This window comes from Sinomonas sp., assembly GCF_036848755.1.
In the GTDB taxonomy this organism is placed as follows: Bacteria; Actinomycetota; Actinomycetes; order Actinomycetales; family Micrococcaceae; genus Sinomonas.
This window is the reverse complement of record NZ_DAIUJO010000003.1, coordinates 13,502-35,088: the sequence shown is the minus strand read 5'-3', so window position 1 is coordinate 35,088 and position 21,587 is coordinate 13,502. Positions and strand designations below refer to the sequence as shown.

The following is a 21,587-nucleotide window of genomic DNA, read 5'->3' as shown; positions in this document are numbered from 1 at the left end:
CATCCATACGCCGTACGTCCTTACTTCTACGCTGGTCTGTCAGGTCGTGCGTCCGATTCTGCCATGGGCGCTCAGAGGTCGGCGAGAATGCCGCCCGGATGTTCGACGGCGTCAGCGACGAACCGCAGGAAGCCTCCGGCCGTTCCGCCATCGCAGACCCGGTGGTCGAAGACGAGCGTCAACTGCACGACTTTCCGCACTTCAAGGCGGCCTTCCACGGCCCAAGGACGGTCGAGAATCCGTCCCACCCCGAGGATCGCGGCCTCGGGATAGTTGATGATGGCGGCGCTCCCGTCGACACCGAAGACGCCGTAGTTGTTGAGTGTGAAGGTACTTCCCGTGAGGTCAGCCGGGGCGGCCTTCCCGTCGCGGGCGAGGGCCGTGAGCCGGCGGAGCTCGGCGTCGAGGTTCCGGGCGCTCATGCGATGCGCCCCGCGGATGCTCGGCACCACGAGTCCGCGCTCGGTCTGGGCGGCGAATCCGAGGTTCACGCCGTCGAACGCGACGATCTCCTGGCTCCCGTCCTCCTTCGTCTCGACCCGGGTATTGAGCTCGGGGTGCCTCTCGAGTCCGGCGAGGGCGAAACGGGCGATGAACGCGAGGAGACTGGGCGCGCGCTCGGGCTCTCGGCGCTTGAGTCCTTCGCGAAGGGCCACGAGCTCGGTGGCATCGACGTCGACCCACACGGTCGCCTCGGGAATCTCGGTGCGGCTGCGCGACATCGCCTGCGCAACCGCCTTCCGCACGCCGCGGACAGGGGTGCGCGACGCGATCCCGAGTCCCGTGACCGAGTCCGTGGCGGCCGGTTGCAGGTCCGGCACGGTTGCCGGCGCGGCCGGGTGCCGCGACTGGGCGGCCAGGTCCACGTCACGACGCAGTATGAGCCCGTCCTGGCCCGAGCCCTTGACCGAGTGGAGGTCGACGCCGAGGTCCCGGGCCAACCGCCGCACGAGCGGCGACCCGACCCGGATAGCTTCCTTCGGCGCATGCGTCGGGGTGCCGTTCAGGGCGGTCAGGATCGGGGCTGGAGCACCCTTTCGGCGCCGCTTCCTCCCGCTCGCCGCCGCCTCCGACGTTCCGTAGCCGATGAGGACGTTCCCGGACCCCGCCCCAGAAGCCCCCGCCCGTTCTTCCGTGCGGTACGCCTCAGCTGCCCGGGCAGTGGCCGCCCGTGCATCAGCCTGAGCAGTGGCCGCCCGTGCATCAGCCTCATCGATGCTGATCAGGGGTCGCCCGACGTCGACGGTCTCCCCCGGCTCCCCATGCAGGACGGCGACGACGCCGGCGTAGGGCGAGGGCACCTCGACCACGGCCTTCGCCGTCTCGACCTCGACGACGGGCTGGTCGACGGCGACCGAGTCTCCTACTGCCACGAGCCAGCGGACGAGCTCGGCCTCGGTCAGCCCTTCCCCCAGGTCGGGAAGCAGGAATTCACGGGTCACGGTCATCAGTCCTCCCACTGGAGATCGTCGAGGGCGTCGAGGATGCGGTCGACGCTCGGCAGGTACCAATGCTCGAGCTTCGGCGGCGGGAACGGGATGTCGAAGCCGGCCACCCGGCGGACCGGCGCGGCGAGCGAGTGAAAGCAGCGCTCCTGGACGCGCGCGACGATCTCGGATGCGACCGAGGCGAAGCTCTGCGCCTCGGCCACAACGACCACGCGCCCGGTCTTGCGGACAGATGCCGCGATCGTCTCATCGTCGAACGGGACGATGGTGCGCAGGTCGAGGACCTCGACCGAGCGGCCCTCGACGGCCGCGGCCTCGGCCGCCGCGAGCGCGGGGGGAAGCGCGGGGCCGTACGCGATGAGGGTCGCGTCCGTGCCGGCGCGGGCGACGACGGCCCGCCCCTCGGCGCGCTGTGTCGCTCCGCCGTCGAACTCCGCTCGCAGGGCCGCGAGGTCGACGGCCTCCTTCGACCAGTAGAGCTTCTTGGGTTCCATGAACACGACCGGATCGTCGCTCGCGATAGCCTCGCGCAGCAGACGGTAGGCGTCCGCGACCGTCGCCGGCGTGAAGACCTTGAGGCCCGGTGTGTGGGCGTAATAGGCCTCGGAGGAGTCGCAGTGGTGCTCGACTCCGCCGATGCCCCCCGCGTACGGCACCCGGATCACCATGGGCAGGCGCACGCGGCCCCGCGTCCGGTTGTGCATCTTCGCGACGTGGCTCGCGATCTGCTCGAAAGCCGGGTACGCGAAAGCATCGAACTGCATCTCGACGATGGGCCGCATGCCGTTCATCGCCATGCCCAGAGCCATGCCGACAATCCCCGATTCTGCGAGGGGCGTGTCAAAGCACCGCTTCTCTCCGAATTCGGACATGAGACCGTCGGTGATCCGGAAGACACCACCCAGCTTGGCGACGTCCTCGCCGAAGACGACGACGGCGTCGTCCTCGCGCATGGCGTCCGCCATCGCCGTGGTGAGCGCCTTCGCGAAGGTCACAGGCTCGGGGCCGTCTTTCCTCTCGGCGTCTGCGGCCGCGCGCGCTGCGGCGGCCTCGGCGACCGTGCTCATCGGAGTTCCTTTCCTGACTGCTCGTCGCGCGTGAGTTCGTCGGCCAGGAAGGCGGCCTGCTCGCGCAGCTGGGGTGTGGGTTCCGTGAAGACGTGGCGGAACAGCTCTTGGGGGTCGAGCTCGGGGTCCGCGCTGAGACCCTCGCGGAGCTGCTGGGCGACATCTTCAGCGTCGCCGGCAAAGGCGGACTCGACGTCGTCGGTCAGCAGACCCGTCGAGCGGAGGTAATGCCGCATGCGGTTGAGGGGGTCCTTGGCAGCCCACGCCTGAACCTCGGCTTCGTTGCGATAGCGCGTCGCGTCGTCGGCATTGGTGTGGGCCTGCATGCGATAGGTGTTGGCTTCGACGAGAAGTGGGCCCGAGCCCGCACGGGCGAGGGTCACAGCGCGGTCGAGGACCGCGAGCAGAGCGACGACGTCGTTTCCGTCGACCCTCTCCCCGGCCATCCCGTACCCCACGGCCTTGTGGGCGAGTGACGGCGCAACGGTCTGGTGAGCGAGCGGCACCGAGATCGCGTATTGGTTGTTCTGCACGAAGAAGACGACTGGGAGACGGAACACGGCCGCAAAGTTGAGGGCCTCGTGGAAGTCCCCTTCGCTCGTCGCCCCGTCGCCGCACATCGCGAGGACCACGGTCTCCTCTCCACGGAGCTTGGCCGCGTGGGCCACGCCGACTGCGTGGAGGAGCTGAGTCGTAAGGGGAGTGCTCTGGATGCCGACGTTCCGCTCGTGCGGGTCATAGCCGCCGTGCCAGTCTCCGCGGAAGAGGGTCATGGCTTCTACGGGGTCGACACCCCGGGTCATGACCGCGACCGCATCCCGGTACGTCGGGAACATCCAATCGCCATCGCGGAGGCACAGAGCCGCCGCGACCTGGCAGGCCTCCTGCCCATGGCTCGACGGGTACACGGCCAGCCGGCCCTGGCGCACGAGCGCCGAGTTCTGGTCGTTGACCCTGCGTCCGACGACGAGGCGACGATACGCCTCGAGCAGCTCGGTATCGCTCGGGACCGGGTATTGGTGGCCGGGACTCGAGCCACGCTCGTCCTCGGGGCGCATCGTCCCGTCCTCCGAGAGAATCTGGATCTGACCGTGCACCGGGAGCATATAGTCCTCGATGCTGATCCCGAAGCGCTTGACGGCCTCTTGGGCCTCCGCGGGAATCGTCATGATGCCTCCTCGCAGCATGTCCTGTCCTGAGCCAGACGTCCTGTTCTGAGCCAAGCTTTGTTGCCACAAGTATCCGCCGAACGGCTTTTCGTATCCACGAGTGTGCGAAATCTTGGAAAGTTGGAGCCAGAATCGGCTAATCTGTAGACGAAACCGGGAGAATGATCCAGATCACAGGAGGTCACGTGGACGATGTGGATCGTGCGATCCTCGCCCAACTCACCGAGGACGCCCGACGTTCGGTCACCACCATCGCCGAGAACGTCCACATCTCGCGGGCCCACGCCTACAACCGAATCGCAAAGCTCCAAGAGCAAGGAATCATCACGAAGTACACGGCACTCGTGGACCCGCTCAAGGCGGGGCTGCGGTCGAGCGCCTACGTGACCCTCAAAGTCCGACAGCACTCATGGCGCGAGCTTCGCGAGCAGCTCAAGGCGATCCCAGAGATCCACCACATCGCCCTCGTAGGCGGCGACTTCGACGTCATCCTCCTCGTGCGCGCCGTCGACAACACGGACCTCCGCCGCGTCGTCTTCGACCAACTCCAGAACATGCCGGGCGTCCTGGACACGCAGACGTTCCTCGTGTTCGAAGACCTCGACACGAGGTGAAGCAAAGGGTCAGCTGACCCGCCACTCCCGGGGCGGCCTCCCTTCCAGGGGCAGCCTCCCTTCCCGCGGCAGGGTCCGTGGGAGCGCACCCGGCAAGGTCGGCGGCGGCGAGAAGTATTCATGACCGGTAGGCGTGACCGTCAGGATGTCACCCCGGGTTCCGTCCGGTTCTTCACTCCCCACCACCGCGTGCTCCCAGCCGAGGGATTCTTTCGCGTGATTGCAGGCCTCGCACAGCCCTTGGCCGTTCTCGACGCTCGTCTCCCCGCCTGACGCGACGGGCACCACGTGGTCGATGTGCCGGATTGGAGCCTCACAGTAGGGACGACGGCAGACTTGGTCCCTGGTCTCGATGAACTGCGCAAGTGCACGGGGGAAGCGGCGGGACTTGGAGTCCATGGCGGCGAGCTCACCGGTTGACGGATCAAGATAGAGCCGACGAAGCCAGACCCCGGCGAGGGAAGCGGCGCTGGGCACGGCGCTCACCGAAGGACGAGCACCCGACTCGACAGCTCTGGGCACGGCGCTCACCGAAGGACGAGCGGCCGATGCAACAGCGCCGATCGACGGCGAAGTGCTCCCACCACCCGACGACGCCGCGACCATCGCGCGAGCCTGGCCGGCCGCAACTGTCCCATAGCCCTGGAGCAACGCCGGCTCTCGGCCACCCTCGAACAGAGAAGAACTCGTCATGACGAGGCCGACACGAAGCGGCACAGCATCGGCGTGGGACTGGCCAGTCACACGCTCGACCAGGGTATCGGCTGCGATCTGCCCCATGGTCCGCCCATCCCCCGCCGCCCGCGCGGCCCCACCTTCCGCCCTGAGGGCCCCTCCGACCGCGATGGCCTGCGCAACCGGGAGGATCGCCGTGAGCTGGGCCATAGCATCTGGAAGGCGTCTGACCGTGACCCTTCGCTCCTGCTCGGCCTTGCGCACACGGGCGAGGCCCGCGCCGTCGTCAATGGCATCCACCGCGGCGCGTACAGCATTCTGGACTCCGCGATCCCCCAAGCCTTCGAATCGCCGCGGATCGCCGGCCAGATCCTCGTCCACGGCAGAGCGCGCGCCAGCCGAGAGGACTTCGACCCCCTCGGCGACGAAAAGCGCCCGCTCCTCGGTGAGGCGACCTGCTGCCAAGGCCTGAAAGGTGTGGGGCATCTCGCCGACGAGCCGCTTCGACATCGCCAGAAGCCTTGCCCCACGGGACGGCGACACCTTCCGCGCGAGTGCTATCTGAGCCGCGGCCGATCGTTCGCGAGTCCTCGCGGCGCTTCGGCCCGTCGCACTCTCGAGGGCAGCGGCGCGCGGATCGATGCCCGCCTCGCACAGCTCGGCGAACGCGACTTGGACTCGCGCCTGCTCCCCCGAGGCGGCCGCCTTCAATCTCTCGAGCGCATCAAGCCGATCGATGAGCTCCGGACCCGGGAGATCCTTCAGGCCGCCACAGAGAGCGAGCCGGGCAAGGAAGGAATTGATCTCATCTGTCGACGGGCCCTCGCGTCGGCCCAGCAGACCATTGAACGCGTCGCGCCAATCCTCGCCGTGAGAACCGCCACGCCCGTCCACCACCGCACCTGTCGCCGCGGCAACCCTCCCCCTCGCAACTGTCCGCGCCCCCATCATGGAACGAGTGTATCGAAGTTGCATTCGAAAGACAAACGAACGATCAAATAAACATTCGAGTGCCCTTGGCTGCTGCCCTCCGGGCTCAGCAACCGCCAGGGCAGCAACCGCCCGAGCAGGAACCGCCCGCCATGGAACGCCAGGGCAGGAGCGCCGGGAATCGAAGGCTAGTGATGGAACGCCGAGGCGTGGCCCGGGTCAGGGAACGGAGCGTCCGCCGAGTCGAGGAACTCGACCGCGTTGCGCAGATCCTCGAGGAAGCTCGCAGCAAGATCCCGCGTGAAGCCGTTGCGTACCACGATGCGCTGCACGGTGAGGCCCTCGAGGCCGGCCGGCATGGGATAGGCAGGGACGAGCCACCCCTCCATCCGAAGGCGGTCGGAGAGGTGGTGCAGGTTCCACTTGTCCGTGTGGCCCTCGCGCAGGCTCCAGGCGAAGACCGGGATGTCGGACCCGTCATTCCACAGCTCGAAGGGTTCCATCGCGCCGATCTCCCGGGCCAGGTATTCGGCGACCTCCCGGCACGCCGCGTGGACGGCGCGGTAGCCCTCGATGCCGAGGCGCAGGAACAGGTAGTACTGCAGGAGCACCTGCGCCCCGGGCCGGGAGAAGTTCAGGGCAAAGGTTGGCATGTCGCCGCCGAGGTAGCTCACGTGGAACACGAGATCCTCGGGCAAGGCTTCGGTATTCCGCCACACAACCCATCCGAGCCCTGGATACACGAGACCGTACTTGTGCCCAGACGTATTGATCGAGACGACCCGGGGCAAGCGGAAGTCCCACGTGAGTTCTGGCTGCAGGAACGGGGCAATCATCGCACCGGACGCGCCGTCCACGTGGATCGGGACGTCGAACCCCTTGGAGGCCTGGATCTCGTCCAGCGCCTCGGAGATCTGCTGCACGGGCTCGTACATGCCCGTGTAGGTCACGCCCATGATCGCGACGACGCCAATGGTGTTCTCGTCGACGTACTGCTCGAGCCCGTGGCCGTCGAGCACCCGGTGCTCCTCCGATATCGGCACGTAGCGCGCCTCGACTTCGAAGTAGTTGCAGAACTTCTCCCAGCACACCTGAACCGCTGAGCTCATGACGAGGTTCGGCCGCTCCGTGGGCTTGTCCGCATCGCGCCGCCCGTGCTGCCAGCGGCGTTTGAGGGCGAGGCCCGCGAGCATGCACGCCTCAGAGGAACCCACCGTCGACGTGCCGATGGTGTCGGTGGGATCCGGCGCGTTCCACAGGTCTGCGAGCATCCGCCAGCAGCGGTGCTCGATCTCCGCCGTCTTGGGGTACTCGTCCCGATCGATCATGTTCTTGTCGACCGTCTCGGCGTAGAGCTTTCCGGCCTCGGGCTCCATCCAGGTGCCCACGAAGGTCGCGAGGTTGAGCCGAGCGTTGCCGTCGAGCATCGCGTCGTCGTGGACGATCTGATAAGCGGTCGAGGGCAGCGATTCGCCCTCGGGGACGGTGAAGCGCGGGAAGACGGACGCCTCGCCAGGCCGGCTGAACAGAGGGTTCAGCTCGACGTTGACCGAGGTCTCGTGGCTGGAGTTGGGGGTATGGTGAGAAGCTCTTCGAGAGGCGGTCACCGGGCCAGACTACCGGCCGGTCCGGCTACCGCCCCGAGAACTCCGGCTTCCGCTTCTCTTGGAAGGCCTTGAAGCCCTCGCGGTAGTCCGCCGACTCGCACAGCGCGGCCTGCGCCTTGTTCTCCGCGTCCATCGAGTCCCACAGCCCCAGACGCCGGTCCCGGATCTGGGCGACGAGCTCCTTCGACGCGATGAACGCGCTCGTGGCGCCCTGCGCGACCCGGTGGACGGTCTGCCGGGTGCGCTCGAGCAGCTCGTCGGCGGGGAAGGCCCGGCTGAACAGGCCTGCGCGCACGGCCTCGGCACCGGTCAGAAGGTCCGCCGTGTAGATGAGGTCGAGGGTGCGGTGCATGCCGAGCCGCTCGGTGAAGTACCAGTGGCCGCCCGAGTCGAGGGTCGCTCCGAGGTTGGCGAACGGCGAGCCGAGCTTCGCGTCTTCGGCGACATAGACGACGTCGGTCGCCAGCAGGAGGCCGAGGCCCACCCCGAGCGTGGCCCCCTGGGCGGCGGCGAAGGTCGGGGCGGGGAACGCTGCCATCTTCTGCATGAGCGGCGTCACGGTACCGCCCAGATATCCGAGCACGTCATCCTCGGCGGGGTCGACGCCGGAGATGTCCCGGCCCGCACAGAACGCGCGCCCCTCCCCGCGGAGGAGCAGGGCCCGCACCTCGCCGCGGGAGGCGGCGGCAGCGGCGTCGTCGTACGCCTCGGAAAGCTCGGCGAGCGCCGCAGGGTCGACGGCGTTGAGCTTCTGGGGAGCGTCGAGGACCACCTCGGCGACGCCGTCAGCAATGGCGAGTGAAATCACGGTCTCCTCAGTTCCTGGATCAGGCGTCGAAGTCCACGGACACGGCGTCGGACGTCGGGCGCGACTGGCAGGTCAGGACGTACCCTCGCTCGAGCTCGTCTGGCTCGAGCGCGTAGTTCTCCGCCATGTCTACCGTGCCCTTGACGAGCTTCGCCCGGCACGTGCCGCACACGCCGCCCGCGCACGCGAACGGGACGTCCGGGCGCACGCGCAGGGCCGCGTTGAGGATCGTCTCGTTCGCCGCGGCAGGGCTCTTGACGACGCCGGAGAGTCCGTCGAGGCGGAACTCGATGTCGAAGTTCCTGCCCGAGTCATCCTCCACGATGGGCCTGCCGATGTTCCCCTCGAGATGGGTCGGAGTGCCCGTCGTGAAGAGTTCGAAGCGGACCTTCTCGGGCTCGACGCCGCGCGCCGACAGCGTGTCCCGCACCAGCTGGACGAGCTCGAAAGGCCCGCAGAGGAACCACTCGTCGACGTCGTCGGCGTGGATCACGGTGTTGAGCAGCGTGGTGAGCTTCTCCGCATCGACCCGGCCGGAGAGCAGGGGCGAGATGCGCTGCTCTCGCGAGAGGACGTGGTGGAGGGCGAAGCGGGCCGGGTACTTGTCCTTGAGGTCGGCGAGCTCCTCGACGAACATGACGTCCATCGCGGCCTTGTTCGCGTAGACCAGGTCGAAACGGACGTTCTCGTTCGCGGCGAGGACGGTCTTCGCGATCGCGATGACCGGCGTGATGCCGGACCCGGCAGCGACCGCGACGAACGTGTGCTCGCGGTCCGTATCGATGCTCGACGGGTCATTGAGGCCCGTCATCCGGTGCTTCGAGATGAAGGCCCCCGCCGGACTCATGACGTCGAGCGTGTCGCCGGCCGCGAGGTGTTCGTTGGCCCACGTCGAGAAGACGCCGCCAAGGTCCTTCTTGATGGCCACCCGGATCTCGCTGCTGCCGTCCTCGAAGCGCTCGGGCGTGGCACAGATCGAGTAGCTCCGGCGGACCTCCTTGGGTTCGCCCTCCGGACCGCCCTCGGGCAGCTGGGCGCGGAGCGCGACGTACTGACCCGGAATGTAGTCGTACTCGTCGGCGAGCGCGGCGGGGACGGCGAACGTCACCTCGATCGCATCGTTCGTCAGACGGCGGACCTGGCTCACCTCGAGCGGGTGGAAGGACGCACGACGGCGGCCGGTCGCCTCGGCGTCCTCGGTCAACTGGTCGGTCATAGGGAACACCTCGAAGTCATCTACAGCACCTTGAAGTAGTCGAAGGGCTCGCGGCAGTCCTGGCACACGTAGAGCGCCTTGCAGGACGTCGAACCGAAGCGGGAGAGCTCGCGCGTGTTGAGCGAGTGGCAGCGCGGACATTTGACGGCGAGCCCAAGGCGAACCGGTCCGGCGTGGACGCTGGCCGCCCCCGTGGGCGGGGCGATGCCGTACTCCTCGAGCTTGGCCTTGCCCTCCGGGGTCATCCAGTCGGTGGTCCACGCCGGGGAGAGGACGAGGTTCACGCGGACCCGCTCGTACCCCGCCTCGTGGAAGACACGCTGCAGGTCGTCGCGGATCGCGTCCATGGCGGGACAGCCCGAGTAGGTCGGGGTGATGGTGAGGCGCACCGTGCCGTCGGCCTCGAGGCGCCCGTCCCGGAGGATCCCGAGGTCCCGGATGCTCAGCACCGGGATCTCGGGGTCATTCACGGTCGCCGCGAGGGCGACGACGTCGTCGTCGGTCGTGATCACGGCAGCCCCTACCAGGTCGCGCCCGGATGCTTGCGCGCGAGCACCTGCATCTCGGCGAGCAGGTAGCCGAGGTGCTCGGTGTGCTCGCCTCGGCGACCCCCGCCGCGGGCGCGGGGCACGGCGGGCAGGCTCAGCGTGGCCTCGTCGAGGACCGCCGCGAGCTCGGCATCGAACTCGGCGCGGAGCGTCGAGGGACGAACCCCGGCCGCGCCGACGCGCTCGACGAGCTCATCGTCGTCGAACAGCTCGTCTACATAGGGCCACATGAGCTCGACCGCGGCCTGCATGCGCCGGTGCGACTCGTCCGTTCCGTCGCCGAGGCGGAGCGTCCACTGAATCGCGTGGTCACGGTGGTAGTCGACCTCCTTGAGCGCCTTCGCCGCGATGGCGGCGATCGTCCGGTCGGTCGACTCGACGAGCCGCGCGTAGAGGAGGCGCTGGTAGACGGCGACGACCAGCTGGCGCGCGATCGTCACCCCGAAGTCGCCGTTGGGCTGCTCGAAGATCCACGCGGAACGGAACTCTTCCTCCTCGCGCCAGTACGCGAGGTCGTCCTCAGTCTTGCCCCACGCGTGGCCTGCGTAGGTGAGGAACGAGCGGGCGTGGCCGAGGAGGTCGAGGGCGATGTTGCCGAGCGCTATGTCCTCCTCGATCTCGGGGCCGCGGGAGATCCAGTGGCCCAGCCGCTGGGCCAGGACGAGCGAGTCGTCTCCGAGGCGCAGCGCGTACCGGGCGGCGTCCTCGCTGGGCCGCTCCGTCTGGAGCGCGATGTCCTCGGGGCGCAGAGCGTTGCCCGGGGTGACCCGCGTGGCCGACGCCGCGGCGTCGCCGAAGCTGTCGAGGGAGTGGTCTGGGGCGGCGTGGGTGGGGGTCACAGGTGCTTCACGCCTTCGCTCTTGGTGTAGTAGGTGGCGTGGCGGTAGTCCTTGCCCTGAGCGGACTCGAAGAAGGAGCCCTTCGCGTCGGGATCGGATGCCGTGATCGCGTCGGAGGGCACGACCCAGATCGAGACGCCCTCGTTCCGCCGCGTATAGAGGTCACGGGCGTTCCGCAGCGCCATCTCAGCGTCGGGCGCGTGCAGGGAACCGGCGTGGACGTGCGAGAGTCCGCGGCTCGAGCGCACGAAGACCTCCCAGAGGGGCCAGATGTTGGCGTGCTGGTTCATCGGCTGCTGGTTCATCTACGCGGCACCCGCCTTCTGCATCTTCTTCATGGCGTAGGCCTTGGCAGCTTCGCGCACCCACGTCCCGTCTTCGTGCGCCTCACGGCGGCGTGCCATGCGCTGGGCATTGCATGGCCCGCGCCCAGCGATGACGTCCTTGAATTCCTGCCAGTCGAGCTCCATGTGGATCCACTTGCCCGTCTCCTCGTCGAAGCGGAGCTCCGGGTCGGGGAGCGTGAGCCCGAGGACCTTGACCTGCTCGGCGATCATGCCGACGAACCGCTGGCGCAGCTCGTCGTTCGAGAACCGCTTGATGTTCCAGGCCATGGACTGCTTCGAGTTGGGCGAGTCGTCGTCCGGCGGCCCGAACATCATGAGGGCCGGCGCGTAGAAGCGGTTGACGGCGTCCTGCGCCATCTTCTTCTGCTCCGGAGTGCCGCGGGAGAGCTCGAGGAGAATCTCGAAGCCCTGCCGCTGGTGGAACGACTCCTCCTTGCAGATCCGCACCATCGCGCGTCCGTAGGGACCGTAGCTCGCCCGGCACAGGGGGACCTGGTTCGCGATCGCGGCGCCGTCGACGAGCCAGCCGATTGCTCCCATATCCGCCCAGCTGCGAGCCGGATAGTTGAAGATCGACGAGTACTTCGCCTTGCCGTCCAGCAGCTGCTGGTTGAGGACGTCCCGCGGCGTGCCGAGCGTCTCGGCAGCCGAGTAGAGGTAGAGACCGTGGCCGGCCTCGTCCTGGACCTTGGCCATCAGGATCGCCTTGCGCTTGAGGCTCGGCGCGCGCGTGATCCAGTTGGCCTCCGGCTGCATCCCGATGATCTCCGAGTGCGCGTGCTGCGAGATCTGCCGGGTGAGCGTCCTGCGGTATGCCTCCGGCATCCAGTCCGTCGGCTCGATGCGGGAGTCCTCGCCGATGATGCGGTCAAAAGATGCCTGGCCCTCGCGGTCCTCTGGGGACATTGCGGCGGACGCCGCCGCGGGCACGGGCTGCAGGGGCGCAGCTGCCATAGCTCCTCCTCAAATAATTACCGACCGTTCGTTCAGAATATGTGGACAGGCCAACGGGCGTCAAGCCGCCCGTGGAGGCCACCGAGACAGCACGCCGTGCCGTCCTCCGTGGCGGGCGTCGCTGCTAATTTCGGCGAATGACTCCCCGCCCGCAGCGCAGAAGCGTGCCCGCTTGGCTGCACTTCGCCGCCCACGCCCTCGTGGCCCTCCTCGTCGTTTCGCTCGTTCAGGCCTACCTCGTGAAGCTGTATCGCGTCCCCACCGCCTCCATGGAACCGACTCTCCTCGGCAGCCCAAGCGGTGGGGACTGGATCCTGGCAGATCGCCTGTCGACGCTGCTCGGCAACTCGCCCCACGTGGGCGACGTCGTCGTCGTGGCCCGGCCTCCCGGATGGGACGGCGGAAAGGCAGACGACGACGTGGGCGGTCGCCGCGACGGTGCGCTTCCGGCTCTGGCCAGGGGTTTCGGCGACCTCACCGGCATCGGCCCATCGAATCAGAGCTATCTCGTCAAGCGGATCGCTGCGCAGGGCGGGCAGACCATAGCGTGCTGCGACGCCGAGGGGCGCCTCGAGCGCAATGGCCATGGGATCGACGAGCCCTACGTCACGCTCAACCTCCCCTTCGTGCCCGGACGGCTCGACTGCACGACGACGCCGCGCTCCGCCCGCTGCTTCAGCGCCTTCACCGTTCCATCGGGCGAACTCGTGCTCCTCGGGGACCATCGCTCGGCGTCCGCCGACTCGACGTTGGCCTGCCGGAGCCAGTCCCCGCCCGAGCCCTGCATGCGGACCGTCCCCGCTTCCGCGGTGGTCGGGCGTGTGACACTCAAGGTCTGGCCAGTCTGGCGGGTAGGGGTGCTAGCGTGATGCGATGAGCGACGGAACCCCCTTCCGCATCCTCGCCGTCTGCACCGGGAACATCTGCCGGTCGCCGCTGGCCGAGCGCCTGCTCCAGTCCGGCCTCGACGAGGCCGCCCCAGGGGTGTTTGCCGTCACGAGCGCGGGCGTCAGAGCGCTTGCGGGCCAGCCGGCCCATCCCAGATCGGCCGAGATCGCCCTCCGGCTCGGCTCGAGCCTCGACGCCTTCGAAGCCCGGCAGCTCACGCAGGGGCACATCACGGAGGCGGACCTCGTGCTGATCCTCGCCGAAGATCACCGCAGCCCAGTCCTCGCCCTCTCCCCCTCCGCCCTCAAACGCACGTTCACCCTGCGCGAGTTCGCTCGCATCGTCGAGATCCTGCCAGGGCCCTCGACCCGCGAAACCGTGCCGGATGCGTGGCGGCGGTACGTGGCCGACGGCAACAGGATCCGCCACGAAGTCCGCCTCGACGATCCTTCCCTCAATGACGTCGCCGATCCGTTCGGGCTGGATGCCCCGGCATACGAGCGCATGGTCGAGGAGCTCCTCCCGCCGGTCAGCGCCCTGATTCGGGCCGCTCTCCCCCGCCGGCGCCGCCGCGGCGCCCCGGGCGAGAGCCGAGCGATGCTGAGGGAGGCGGAACGGCGTCAGCTCGCCGAACGCCTTCCCCTGAATGCCGGGACAGGCTCAGGCGCAGGCGAGACCTGAGCCCCGCCCTCTGAGCCGCTGTTGGCGCTCGTACGCGCACCGTTCCGGCCCCTCCGCCGCTCGGGCCTGCTCGAGTACGCGCCGTAGTAGCCGTAGCTGTACGTGTCCGGTCCCTTGGTGGCGACGCAGTTCAGGATGACCCCGAGGACCCGTCCTCGCACGCGCGCCAAGTTCCCGAGCGCGCGCTGGAGGCCGTCCGTCGTCGTCTTCCGCGCGCGGGCGACGACGAGCGTCCCGTCCGCCGCGCGAGAGAGGACCGCGGCGTCGGTGACCGGCAGGAGCGGCGGAGTGTCGATGAGCACGACGGCCCGTTGGGATAGCTCCTTGAGGAGGTGCTGCATCGCGCGCGAGCCGAGCAGCTCCGACGGGTTCGGCGGGATGCGACCTGCCGCGAGCACCTTGAGCTGCGGCATCGGGCCCCAGTCCTGCAGGACCTCGTCGATCGTGGCTCGGCCCGTGAGGACGTCCGTCACGCCCACGTCCCCCGTCACTCCGAAGACCTGGTGCGCCGTCGGCCGGCGCAGGTCTGCGTCGACGACGATGACGCCCTCACCCGCGGCAGCGATGGTTGCGGCAAGATTGCCAATGACGGTGGACTTGCCTTCGGATGGCAGCGAACTCGTCACGAGGAGCACCCGCGGCGGACTGTCGACGTCGATGAAGTGCAGATTCGTCCGCAGTTCTCGCAGCGCCTCGCCCATCGCGTGCCCGGCACCCGTGCCGTGGACGTCCAGGATGCGGGTCTCGCTGACAAGGCGCCTGTCCCGTGGGAGCGTGCCGATGACCGGCACGCGGAAGCGCCGCTCGATCTCTGCAGCAGCCCTGATCCTGCGGTCCAGCAGATTGCGCACGAGGGCGTAGCCGAGTCCGAGCGCCAGGCCGCCCGCCGCCCCCGCACCGAGGGCGAGCCGGAGGTTCGGCGAGACCGGCGCAGTCGGGACCGTTGCCTTCGCAAGCGGCACCACCTTCGTGGCGGGCTCCGCTCCCGCGCTCGACATCGATTTCTCGATCTCGTAGACCTGCGCTGCGAGCGCCGAGACCCACGCATCCGCGACTTCCTTGGCCTGCTCGGGGTCCGACGAAGTCGCCGTCACCTGCAGCTCCGCAGAATCGACCGGGACCACGACCTTGACGGTGCCCGCGACCGCTTGGGGGGACGCACTGATGCCGAGTGCCTTGACCACGCGCTCGGCGACGAGGAGCGACTCGGCGAGCGAGCGGTAGCTCTTCGCCTTGGACTTCGAGAGGTTGTCCCCCGCGAGGGAGAGGTTCAGGTTATCCGAGCCGCCGGTGACGACCATCCCGTTCGACTGGGCCTCGTAGACCCGAGGCTGCACGAGGTACCAGCCGAACGCCCCCGACGTGGCGACGGCGACGAAGAGCAGGATCCCGAGCCAATACCTGCGGGCGACCAAGAGGTAGTCCGCGAGGGCCATGCCCCGCCCGTCCGCGGCGGGGTCGAACGCGGCTGGGTCGAACACGGCGGTGCCTGACACGGCGGTGCCTGACACGGCGGTGCCTGACACAGCGGGGTCGGACACAGCGGGGTCGGACACAGCCTTGTCTGGCGCGGTCTTGTCGACTGGGAGTGAATTTTGCACAAGGTTCATCTAAACCCCGCCGATCTCAGCTCCGTAGGAGCACCCCGTAGTTACTGAGTTCCTCGACTGCGTGGGAGAGCGCCCCGGCGTAACCGGGCGGGAGGCCGACCTCCGGCGCAATCCGCTCCGCGAGGGCTTCGATCCGGGCCGGCGCGCGCAGCGCACGCCAGATCGCCGGGGCGATGCCGCCGAGCCGGACGACCTGCTGGCCCACCATGACGAGCAGGTCGCTCCCACCATCGGGGATCGCGATCTCGACGGCGTCGACGACGTCGCCCCGCCGCAGGTACCCGCGCGGCAGGATCGCTGGCGGCTGATCCACTGGCGCGAGGGCGCCGTCGTCCGCCCTTCGGTCGGGGACGACGGCGGGTTCCCACCCGCCCGCGACGGCGGCCCGGGCGAGGAGGCCTGGGATGAGGCCCGCGAGCTCGTCGGCCTCGCTGTAGACCGCCCGGACGGCCCCGCCGCACGCGTCGAGCATCCGGCAGAGCTGCTGGAGTGGGGCGCGCAGCTTTCCGATCGACGAGGTGTGCGGCGCGAGGCCCACGATCGCCTCCGCGTGGCCGAGCCGTCGCACCTCCGCCCGCCCCCCAGGTCGGCTTGCGCGTCGCTCGAGCAGGACGACGGCGCCGAGCCTCCCCTCCGAGGGCGCCCTGCGGAGACCGAGCTCGTCCGGGCCGAGCTGGCGTTTGGGTGCGGGCGGCTCCTCGACGATGAGTGAGAGCGGCTTGGCGTACGGGACGACCGCGCCCGACGGCTCGACGCCGACCGTCTCGTCGCTCACGTAGCCCAGCTCGTTGGCGAGTGCCCGGGTCGCGGTCGTCTTGCCCACTCCGGAGGGCCCCACGAGCGCAACGGTGCGGCCCGTGCCCGGATCTGCAAGGCCCGAAGCGTGCAGCATGAGCAGTTCGCCGCTGCGCCGCTCGATCGCTGCGAAGGTCAGGGCGCTCGTGAGCTCCGCGGCAAAGCGCGCAAACGTTCCCCCCGCGACCGGGACGACGCCGGAACCGGTCAGGATGCGCGCACGGAACGGAACAGCGCCGCCGATGCCGTCGCCGCCGATGCCGTCGCCGCCGGGGCTGTCGCCGCCGGTGCAGTCGCCGTCGCCCCTCTCAGCAGACGCTGTGCCCTCGCCGTCCTCGAGGCACCGCGACCAGGCTCGGCGCAGCAAGGCCCGCTGGGCAGGGCTCACGCGGCCCTCGAAGACGACCGTGAGGGAGGCGCCGAGGATCCTGAGCCTCATGGCGCTGACTCCGGCACTGGCGGCTCGACGAGCCCGAGCTCGGCGAGCTGGCAGAGGAACGCAGCGAGCTGCACCTCGAGATCTGGCGGGGCCTCGGTCCCATACTCTTCACGCAGCGCGGCGAGTATGTCCCTGTCACAGCGCACCCCGTCGATGAGCGACCAGATGACCGCCGCCGAACCCCTCAGGACGACGGGCCGATTCGCGCGCAGATTGAGCAGCGCGACCCGTTCGCCTTGCTCGCCGAGGACCTCGGCGACGAGCTCATTCCTGTGCCAGATCGGCATCATTTCCCTTCCATGCGAACCGTCCAACGGCTCCCAGCCAGCCCTCAGGGCAGACTGATCGTATCCACCGCCCGGGCCACAGAAGGAGGCACCGTGACCACCGACGACAGTGAGCCCGCCGTCCAAGCGCCCGATGCTTCCCGCACGTCAGCCTCGGCGGCGAGTCGGTCCCGGCCGCGGAGGAAGAGGAAGCGCACGGCGGCGGCCGTCCTGCTGGGTGCGCTGCTCGTCGTCGTGCTCGCGGCAGTCGCCGCCATCGTGTACCTCGGGAGTCTCTCCCAGAGCTTCGATACGAACACCAAGAAGATCCCCAACGCGTTCCCTGAGGAATCGTCCCGTCCTTCCGAACCCCGTCCGGGGACGGACGGCAAGACCCCAGTGAACATCCTGCTCGTCGGATCCGACAGCCGCGGGGCAACGGGCGCGACCGCAGAGTCCGGTGCCCCGTCCGACCAGCGCTCCGACACGATGATGCTCGTGCACATCCCGGCGGACCGGCAGCAGGTCTACGTCATCTCGATCATGCGCGACCTCTGGGTCCCCATCCCCGGTCACGGCTCCGCCAAGATCAACGCCGGACTCGCGTTCGGGGGCGTGCCGCTCATGGTGCAGACCGTCGAATCCCTGCTCGGGCAGCGCCTCGACCACGTGGTCTTCGTGGACTTCGCGGGGTTCAAGGGGCTCACCGACGCCGTCGGCGGCGTGACCGTGAACGTCCCGAAGGCGTTCACAGCCGGCCAGACCTCCACCATCCACTTCAACGCCGGGCCGCAGACGATGAACGGCGAGCAGGCGCTCGCGTTCGTGCGCGAACGCTACGCGTTCGCCGACGGCGACTACCAGCGGGTGCGGGACCAGCAGACCTTCATGAAGGCCCTCGCCTCGAAGATCGCCACTCCGCAGACGCTCGCGAATCCGGTCACGCTCGCCAACGTGGTCAACGAGTTCTCGCCGTATCTGACGGTTGATTCGGGCTTCACTGCGTCGGCCGTGGCTTCCCTCGGGGTTGAGCTCGTCAAAGTGCGGCCGAAGGACCTCATCACGTTCACGCTTCCGACCAACGGGACGGGCTGGTCGACGGACGGCCAATCGATCGTGCTCGTGAATCAAGCGGCCACGGCGGCGCTCGCCACGGCAATGGCGCAGGGCACTGTCCCCCAGTACGTCGACGCGAACGGTCTCGCAAACGGCAACTGAGCGCAGCGGCGGTCTCAGTGGTCGCGCCCCAAAAATCAGTAGAAATCAGTGGTGCGCAAGCCCGCACTCCGTGGAGAGCACGAATCGCTAGGGTGAACACATGAGTGCTGATGTGCCACCTGTCGCCCGCAAGGTACCTGCCCGCCGGGAGCGCCACGGCGACGTCTTCGTCGATCCGTACGAATGGCTGAGGGACAAGGACAGCCCGGACGTCGTGGGGCACCTCGAAGCGGAGAACGCGTACACCGAGCGCATCACCGAGGATCAGCAGCCCCTCCGCGACGCCATCTTCGACGAGATCAAGCGCCGCACCCAGGAAACGGACCTCTCGGTCCCGAGCCGGCTCGACGACTGGTGGTACTACTCCCGCACCGTCGAGGGCAGCCAGTATCCCGTCTACTGCCGCGTGGAGGCGGAGCTCGACACCTGGACGCCGCCCGCCCTGGTCCCCGGGGTCGCCCTCGAGGGCGAGCAGGTGCTCCTGGACGGGAACGCCGAGGCGGAGGGGCACCCCTTCTTCGCCCTGGGCGGGGCCGCGCTCACTCGCGATGGGCACCTCTACGCGTACGCGGTGGACCACACGGGCGACGAGACGTTCACGCTGCGGATCAAGGACCTGCGCACGGGCGAGCACCTCCCCGAAGTGATCGATAGCGTCTTCTACGGACTCGAGTTCTCGCCCGACGGACGCCGCCTCTTCTACGTCGTGGCAGACGAGTCCTGGCGGCCGTTCCAGGTCCGTGTCCACACGCTCGGCACGCCCGTCGACCGGGACGAGGTGCTGTACGAGGAGGACGACGTGGCGCAGTGGACGTCGATCGACCTCTCGTCCGATCGCCGATGGCTGCTCGTCAGCATCGGCAACTCGGAGTACAGCGAGACTCGGTGCCTCGACCTCATGGACCCCGCAGCCGAGCTCACCGTCCTCGTCCCCCGCGGCGAACGCATTCTGCACAGCGCCGAGGTCTTCGAGCACGGCGGCGCGGCCCACGTCCTGCTCGTGCACAACGGCGGTCCCGAGGGCTCCGGCGAGGGAAGGGGAAAGGGGCAGGCCTTCAACAACATGGTCTCCGTAGCGCCCCTCACCGAGTTCGCGAAGCCGCTGGCCGAGCAGGAGTGGCGCACCGTCGTCGACCACGACGACGCCGTCAAGATCGAAGGCGCCGACGTCACCTCGACCCATCTCCTCCTCTCGCTGCGGCGCAACACGATCGAAACCGTCCGCTTCGCCACGCTCGACGACGTCCTGGGCGGCGGAGCGCCGTCGTTCGCGGAGCCCGCGTTCGGCGAGGAGCTCTACACGGCCGCGGCAAGCTCCTCGGACTACCGCTCACCCGTCGTGCGCGTCCGCTACACCTCGTTCTTCACCCCACCGCGGATCTACGACTACGTCCTGGCGAGCGGCGAACTGCTCCTGCGGAAGGAGACGCCCGTGCTCGGGGGCTACGACCCCAGCGACTACGTCGCCGAGCGCGCGTGGGCCACGGCCGACGACGGGGCTCACGTCCCGCTGTCGATCCTGCGGCACGCGTCGGTGCATCCAGACGGGACGAACCCGGCCCTCGTCTACGGCTACGGCTCCTACGAGGTCAGCATGGATCCTGCGTTCGGGATCGCACGGCTGAGCCTCCTCGACCGTGGCATCGTGTTCGTGATCGCCCACATCCGGGGCGGCGGCGAGCTCGGCCGCCGGTGGTACGAGGACGGCAAGAAGCTGCGCAAGAAGAACACGTTCAGCGACTTCGTCGCCGCGACGGACTGGGTCGTCTCGTCGGGCTGGGCAGATCCGGCCCGGATCGGCTGCATGGGAGGATCTGCGGGCGGCCTGCTGATCGGGGCCGTGCTCAACCTCGCGCCCGAGAAGTACGCCGTGGCCGTCGCGGAGGTCCCGTTCGTGGACGCCCTCACGACGATCCTCAACCCCGAGCTGCCGCTCTCGGCCCTCGAGTGGGAGGAGTGGGGCAACCCGATCGAGGATCCGGAGGTGTACGCATACATGAAGTCGTACACGCCGTACGAGAACGTGCGCCCGGCCCCCTACCCCCGGGTCGCGGCGGTGACCTCCTTCAACGACACGCGAGTGCTGTACGTCGAGCCGGCGAAGTGGGTGCAGGCGCTGCGGGAGGCCTCGACGAGCGGGCAGCCGATCGTGCTCAAGACCGAGATGGTCGCCGGGCACGGCGGCGCCTCGGGACGGTACGAGGAGTGGAAGGACCGCGCATGGGACTACGCGTTCATCGCGGACGGGCTCGGGGCCCGCGAGCCGATCGCCTAGCCTTCAGCGCGGCATCTGGCCGCCCACGGCGGCGGTGACGACGGCCGCCGTGGCCTCGGCAATCGCGCGTTCTTCGTCGGTGGGCACGACGAGGACCGGGATGGCCGACTCGGCCGCCGAGACGGCCCTCGGCTCGGACGAGCGAGCAGCATTCGCGGCCGCGTCCAAGACGACGCCCAGCGCGCCGAGCCGCTCGGCCACGAGCCCCCTGAAGACGGAGGAGTTCTCCCCGATCCCGGCCGTGAACACGATGGCCCTCGCGCCTCCGACAGCGACGTGGTAGGCGCCGACGTACTTGGCGAGCCGGTAGGAAGCGACGTCCAGGGCCCGCCGGGCCTTGGCGTCACCCCGCTCGGCGGACTCGACCAGCGTCCGCATGTCGTTGGAGCCGCCGAGCGCCTTGAGGCCCGACTCACGGTTGAGCAGATCGTCGATCTCGTCCGGGGTCATCCCCAGGCGCCCGAGGAAGACGAGGATCGACGGGTCGACATCCCCCGACCGGGTGCCCATGACGAGCCCCTCGAGCGGCGTGAAGCCCATCGAGGTGTCGATCGAACGACCACCTTGGACGGCCGTGGCCGACGCCCCATTGCCGAGGTGGAGGACGACGCCGTCGAACGCCGCCGGGTCGATGCCCAGGAGCGCAGCGGCGCGCCCTGCCACGTACTGGTGCGATGTCCCGTGGAAGCCATAGCGGCGGATCCCGTGTCGCGTGTAGAGCCAGTCGGGGACGGCGTAGCGCCAGGCCCGTTCGGGAATGGTGCGGTGGTACGCCGTGTCGAACACGGCCACTTGGGGGACGTCCGGCCATTTGTCCGCAATGGCCCGGATTCCCAGGACGTTCGCGGGATTGTGCAGGGGCGCGAGCGGGTTGAGCCGCTCGATCGAGCGCGTGATCTCGTTGTCGATGAGGACCGGATCGCCGAAGCGCTCTCCCCCGTGGACCACGCGGTGCCCCACGGCGTCGATCCGGCGCCCCGCCAAGGCCTCGTGGAGAGCAGCATCGACGAGGTCGAGCGCCGCCTCGTGGTCCGGGACCTCGAGCTCGCCGCCCTCTTCGGGGAATCCGATCCGATCCACCATCCCCTCTGCGAGGACCTCCCCTGCCGCGACATCGCGAAGCTGGTACTTGAGCGACGATGAACCCGAGTTGATGACGAGGACGAGCATGGCGGCTCCCGGAGGGTTTGGAT

General features: G+C 68.8%; 20 protein-coding genes. 5 read left to right on the top strand and 15 right to left on the bottom strand.

What is annotated here, in order from left to right; all coding sequences use genetic code 11:
• Positions 1-71 precede the first annotated feature (71 nt).
• Genes V7053_RS00915 through pdhA form a run of 3 tightly spaced genes read right to left on the bottom strand, consistent with a single transcriptional unit; the run spans position 72 to position 3,684 of the window.
• Complete coding sequence (locus tag V7053_RS00915; RefSeq protein ID WP_334170378.1) at positions 72-1,448, bottom strand: dihydrolipoamide acetyltransferase family protein; 1,377 nt, start codon at positions 1,446-1,448, stop codon at positions 72-74.
• On the bottom strand, positions 1,448-2,515 hold the full coding sequence (locus V7053_RS00910; RefSeq protein ID WP_334170377.1) for an alpha-ketoacid dehydrogenase subunit beta: 1,068 nt from the start codon (positions 2,513-2,515) through the stop codon (positions 1,448-1,450). Before V7053_RS00910 ends, V7053_RS00915 begins: the two co-directional genes overlap by 1 nt.
• On the bottom strand, positions 2,512-3,684 hold the full coding sequence (gene pdhA / locus V7053_RS00905; protein WP_334170376.1) for a pyruvate dehydrogenase (acetyl-transferring) E1 component subunit alpha: 1,173 nt from the start codon (positions 3,682-3,684) through the stop codon (positions 2,512-2,514). Before pdhA ends, V7053_RS00910 begins: the two co-directional genes overlap by 4 nt.
• Before the next feature lie 161 nt (positions 3,685-3,845).
• Here pdhA and V7053_RS00900 point away from each other — a divergent pair, with 161 nt between their 5' ends.
• Positions 3,846-4,298: an Lrp/AsnC family transcriptional regulator gene (locus V7053_RS00900; protein ID WP_443022476.1), complete on the top strand. Its 453-nt coding sequence runs from the start codon at positions 3,846-3,848 to the stop codon at positions 4,296-4,298.
• A 9-nt stretch (positions 4,299-4,307) separates the two neighbouring features.
• On the opposite strand, the gene V7053_RS00895 is transcribed toward V7053_RS00900, so the two are convergent.
• The 8 genes from V7053_RS00895 to paaA form a co-directional block, all read right to left on the bottom strand.
• Entirely contained in the window at positions 4,308-5,924 is a 1,617-nt protein-coding gene (locus V7053_RS00895) for an HNH endonuclease (protein ID WP_334170374.1), read from the bottom strand.
• 167 nt (positions 5,925-6,091) lie between these two features.
• Positions 6,092-7,510, bottom strand: a complete 1,419-nt coding sequence (locus V7053_RS00890; protein WP_334170373.1) for a glutamate decarboxylase — start codon at positions 7,508-7,510, stop codon at positions 6,092-6,094.
• Positions 7,511-7,535: 25 nt separating this feature from the next.
• Positions 7,536-8,318, bottom strand: coding sequence for an enoyl-CoA hydratase/isomerase family protein (locus tag V7053_RS00885; RefSeq protein WP_334170372.1), 783 nt, complete (start codon positions 8,316-8,318; stop codon positions 7,536-7,538).
• A 19-nt stretch (positions 8,319-8,337) separates the two neighbouring features.
• Entirely contained in the window at positions 8,338-9,534 is a 1,197-nt protein-coding gene (gene paaE, locus V7053_RS00880; protein WP_334170371.1) for a 1,2-phenylacetyl-CoA epoxidase subunit PaaE, read from the bottom strand.
• Positions 9,535-9,554: 20 nt separating this feature from the next.
• Positions 9,555-10,046, bottom strand: coding sequence for a 1,2-phenylacetyl-CoA epoxidase subunit PaaD (paaD, locus tag V7053_RS00875; protein ID WP_334170370.1), 492 nt, complete (start codon positions 10,044-10,046; stop codon positions 9,555-9,557).
• An 8-nt stretch (positions 10,047-10,054) separates the two neighbouring features.
• On the bottom strand, positions 10,055-10,921 hold the full coding sequence (gene paaC, locus V7053_RS00870) for a 1,2-phenylacetyl-CoA epoxidase subunit PaaC (protein WP_334170369.1): 867 nt from the start codon (positions 10,919-10,921) through the stop codon (positions 10,055-10,057).
• Complete coding sequence (gene paaB, locus V7053_RS00865) at positions 10,918-11,226, bottom strand: 1,2-phenylacetyl-CoA epoxidase subunit PaaB (RefSeq protein ID WP_334170368.1); 309 nt, start codon at positions 11,224-11,226, stop codon at positions 10,918-10,920. The genes paaC and paaB overlap by 4 nt, the downstream gene beginning before the upstream one ends.
• Positions 11,227-12,222, bottom strand: a complete 996-nt coding sequence (gene paaA, locus V7053_RS00860; RefSeq protein WP_334170367.1) for a 1,2-phenylacetyl-CoA epoxidase subunit PaaA — start codon at positions 12,220-12,222, stop codon at positions 11,227-11,229. It lies immediately after the preceding gene.
• 137 nt (positions 12,223-12,359) lie between these two features.
• Here paaA and lepB point away from each other — a divergent pair, with 137 nt between their 5' ends.
• Together lepB and V7053_RS00850 are read left to right on the top strand one after the other, a co-directional pair.
• A complete protein-coding gene (lepB, locus tag V7053_RS00855; protein WP_334170366.1) occupies positions 12,360-13,091 on the top strand; it encodes a signal peptidase I in 732 nt (243 codons plus the stop codon).
• A 4-nt stretch (positions 13,092-13,095) separates the two neighbouring features.
• Entirely contained in the window at positions 13,096-13,791 is a 696-nt protein-coding gene (locus tag V7053_RS00850) for an arsenate reductase/protein-tyrosine-phosphatase family protein (RefSeq protein ID WP_334170365.1), read from the top strand.
• On the opposite strand, the gene V7053_RS00845 is transcribed toward V7053_RS00850, so the two are convergent.
• From V7053_RS00845 to V7053_RS00835, 3 genes are all read right to left on the bottom strand, one after another.
• The gene (locus tag V7053_RS00845) at positions 13,731-15,302 is read right to left on the bottom strand and encodes a polysaccharide biosynthesis tyrosine autokinase (protein ID WP_334170364.1); all 1,572 of its coding nucleotides are present in this window, start codon (positions 15,300-15,302) and stop codon (positions 13,731-13,733) included. The genes V7053_RS00850 and V7053_RS00845 overlap by 61 nt on opposite strands.
• Before the next feature lie 115 nt (positions 15,303-15,417).
• Positions 15,418-16,635 (bottom strand): ATP-binding protein, encoded by a 1,218-nt coding sequence (locus V7053_RS00840; RefSeq protein ID WP_334170363.1) that lies wholly within the window; start codon positions 16,633-16,635, stop codon positions 15,418-15,420.
• Positions 16,632-16,925, bottom strand: a complete 294-nt coding sequence (locus V7053_RS00835; RefSeq protein WP_334170362.1) for a PqqD family protein — start codon at positions 16,923-16,925, stop codon at positions 16,632-16,634. The genes V7053_RS00840 and V7053_RS00835 overlap by 4 nt, the downstream gene beginning before the upstream one ends.
• Before the next feature lie 90 nt (positions 16,926-17,015).
• On the opposite strand from V7053_RS00835, the gene V7053_RS00830 reads away from it, so the two are divergent.
• Both V7053_RS00830 and V7053_RS00825 read left to right on the top strand, forming a co-directional pair.
• Entirely contained in the window at positions 17,016-18,119 is a 1,104-nt protein-coding gene (locus V7053_RS00830; RefSeq protein WP_334170361.1) for an LCP family protein, read from the top strand.
• Positions 18,120-18,219: 100 nt separating this feature from the next.
• Positions 18,220-20,394 (top strand): S9 family peptidase, encoded by a 2,175-nt coding sequence (locus V7053_RS00825; RefSeq protein ID WP_334170360.1) that lies wholly within the window; start codon positions 18,220-18,222, stop codon positions 20,392-20,394.
• 3 nt (positions 20,395-20,397) lie between these two features.
• On the opposite strand, the gene V7053_RS00820 is transcribed toward V7053_RS00825, so the two are convergent.
• The gene (locus V7053_RS00820; RefSeq protein WP_334170359.1) at positions 20,398-21,564 is read right to left on the bottom strand and encodes an acetate/propionate family kinase; all 1,167 of its coding nucleotides are present in this window, start codon (positions 21,562-21,564) and stop codon (positions 20,398-20,400) included.
• Positions 21,565-21,587 lie beyond the last annotated feature (23 nt).

Bases quoted from the DNA above. Each gene is read 5' to 3' on its own strand.
- V7053_RS00915 (WP_334170378.1), bottom strand. From the start codon at position 1,448: ATGACCGTGACCCGTGAATTCCTGCTTCCCGACCTGGGGGAAGGGCTG.
- V7053_RS00910 (WP_334170377.1), bottom strand. From the start codon at position 2,515: ATGAGCACGGTCGCCGAGGCCGCCGCAGCGCGCGCGGCCGCAGACGCC.
- pdhA (WP_334170376.1), bottom strand. From the start codon at position 3,684: ATGACGATTCCCGCGGAGGCCCAAGAGGCCGTCAAGCGCTTCGGGATC.
- V7053_RS00900 (WP_443022476.1), top strand. From the start codon at position 3,846: ATGATCCAGATCACAGGAGGTCACGTGGACGATGTGGATCGTGCGATC.
- V7053_RS00895 (WP_334170374.1), bottom strand. From the start codon at position 5,924: ATGATGGGGGCGCGGACAGTTGCGAGGGGGAGGGTTGCCGCGGCGACA.
- paaE (WP_334170371.1), bottom strand. From the start codon at position 9,534: ATGACCGACCAGTTGACCGAGGACGCCGAGGCGACCGGCCGCCGTCGT.
- paaB (WP_334170368.1), bottom strand. From the start codon at position 11,226: ATGAACCAGCAGCCGATGAACCAGCACGCCAACATCTGGCCCCTCTGG.
- paaA (WP_334170367.1), bottom strand. From the start codon at position 12,222: ATGGCAGCTGCGCCCCTGCAGCCCGTGCCCGCGGCGGCGTCCGCCGCA.
- lepB (WP_334170366.1), top strand. From the start codon at position 12,360: ATGACTCCCCGCCCGCAGCGCAGAAGCGTGCCCGCTTGGCTGCACTTC.
- V7053_RS00850 (WP_334170365.1), top strand. From the start codon at position 13,096: ATGAGCGACGGAACCCCCTTCCGCATCCTCGCCGTCTGCACCGGGAAC.
- V7053_RS00840 (WP_334170363.1), bottom strand. From the start codon at position 16,635: ATGAGGCTCAGGATCCTCGGCGCCTCCCTCACGGTCGTCTTCGAGGGC.
- V7053_RS00835 (WP_334170362.1), bottom strand. From the start codon at position 16,925: ATGATGCCGATCTGGCACAGGAATGAGCTCGTCGCCGAGGTCCTCGGC.
- V7053_RS00825 (WP_334170360.1), top strand. From the start codon at position 18,220: ATGAGTGCTGATGTGCCACCTGTCGCCCGCAAGGTACCTGCCCGCCGG.
- V7053_RS00820 (WP_334170359.1), bottom strand. From the start codon at position 21,564: ATGCTCGTCCTCGTCATCAACTCGGGTTCATCGTCGCTCAAGTACCAG.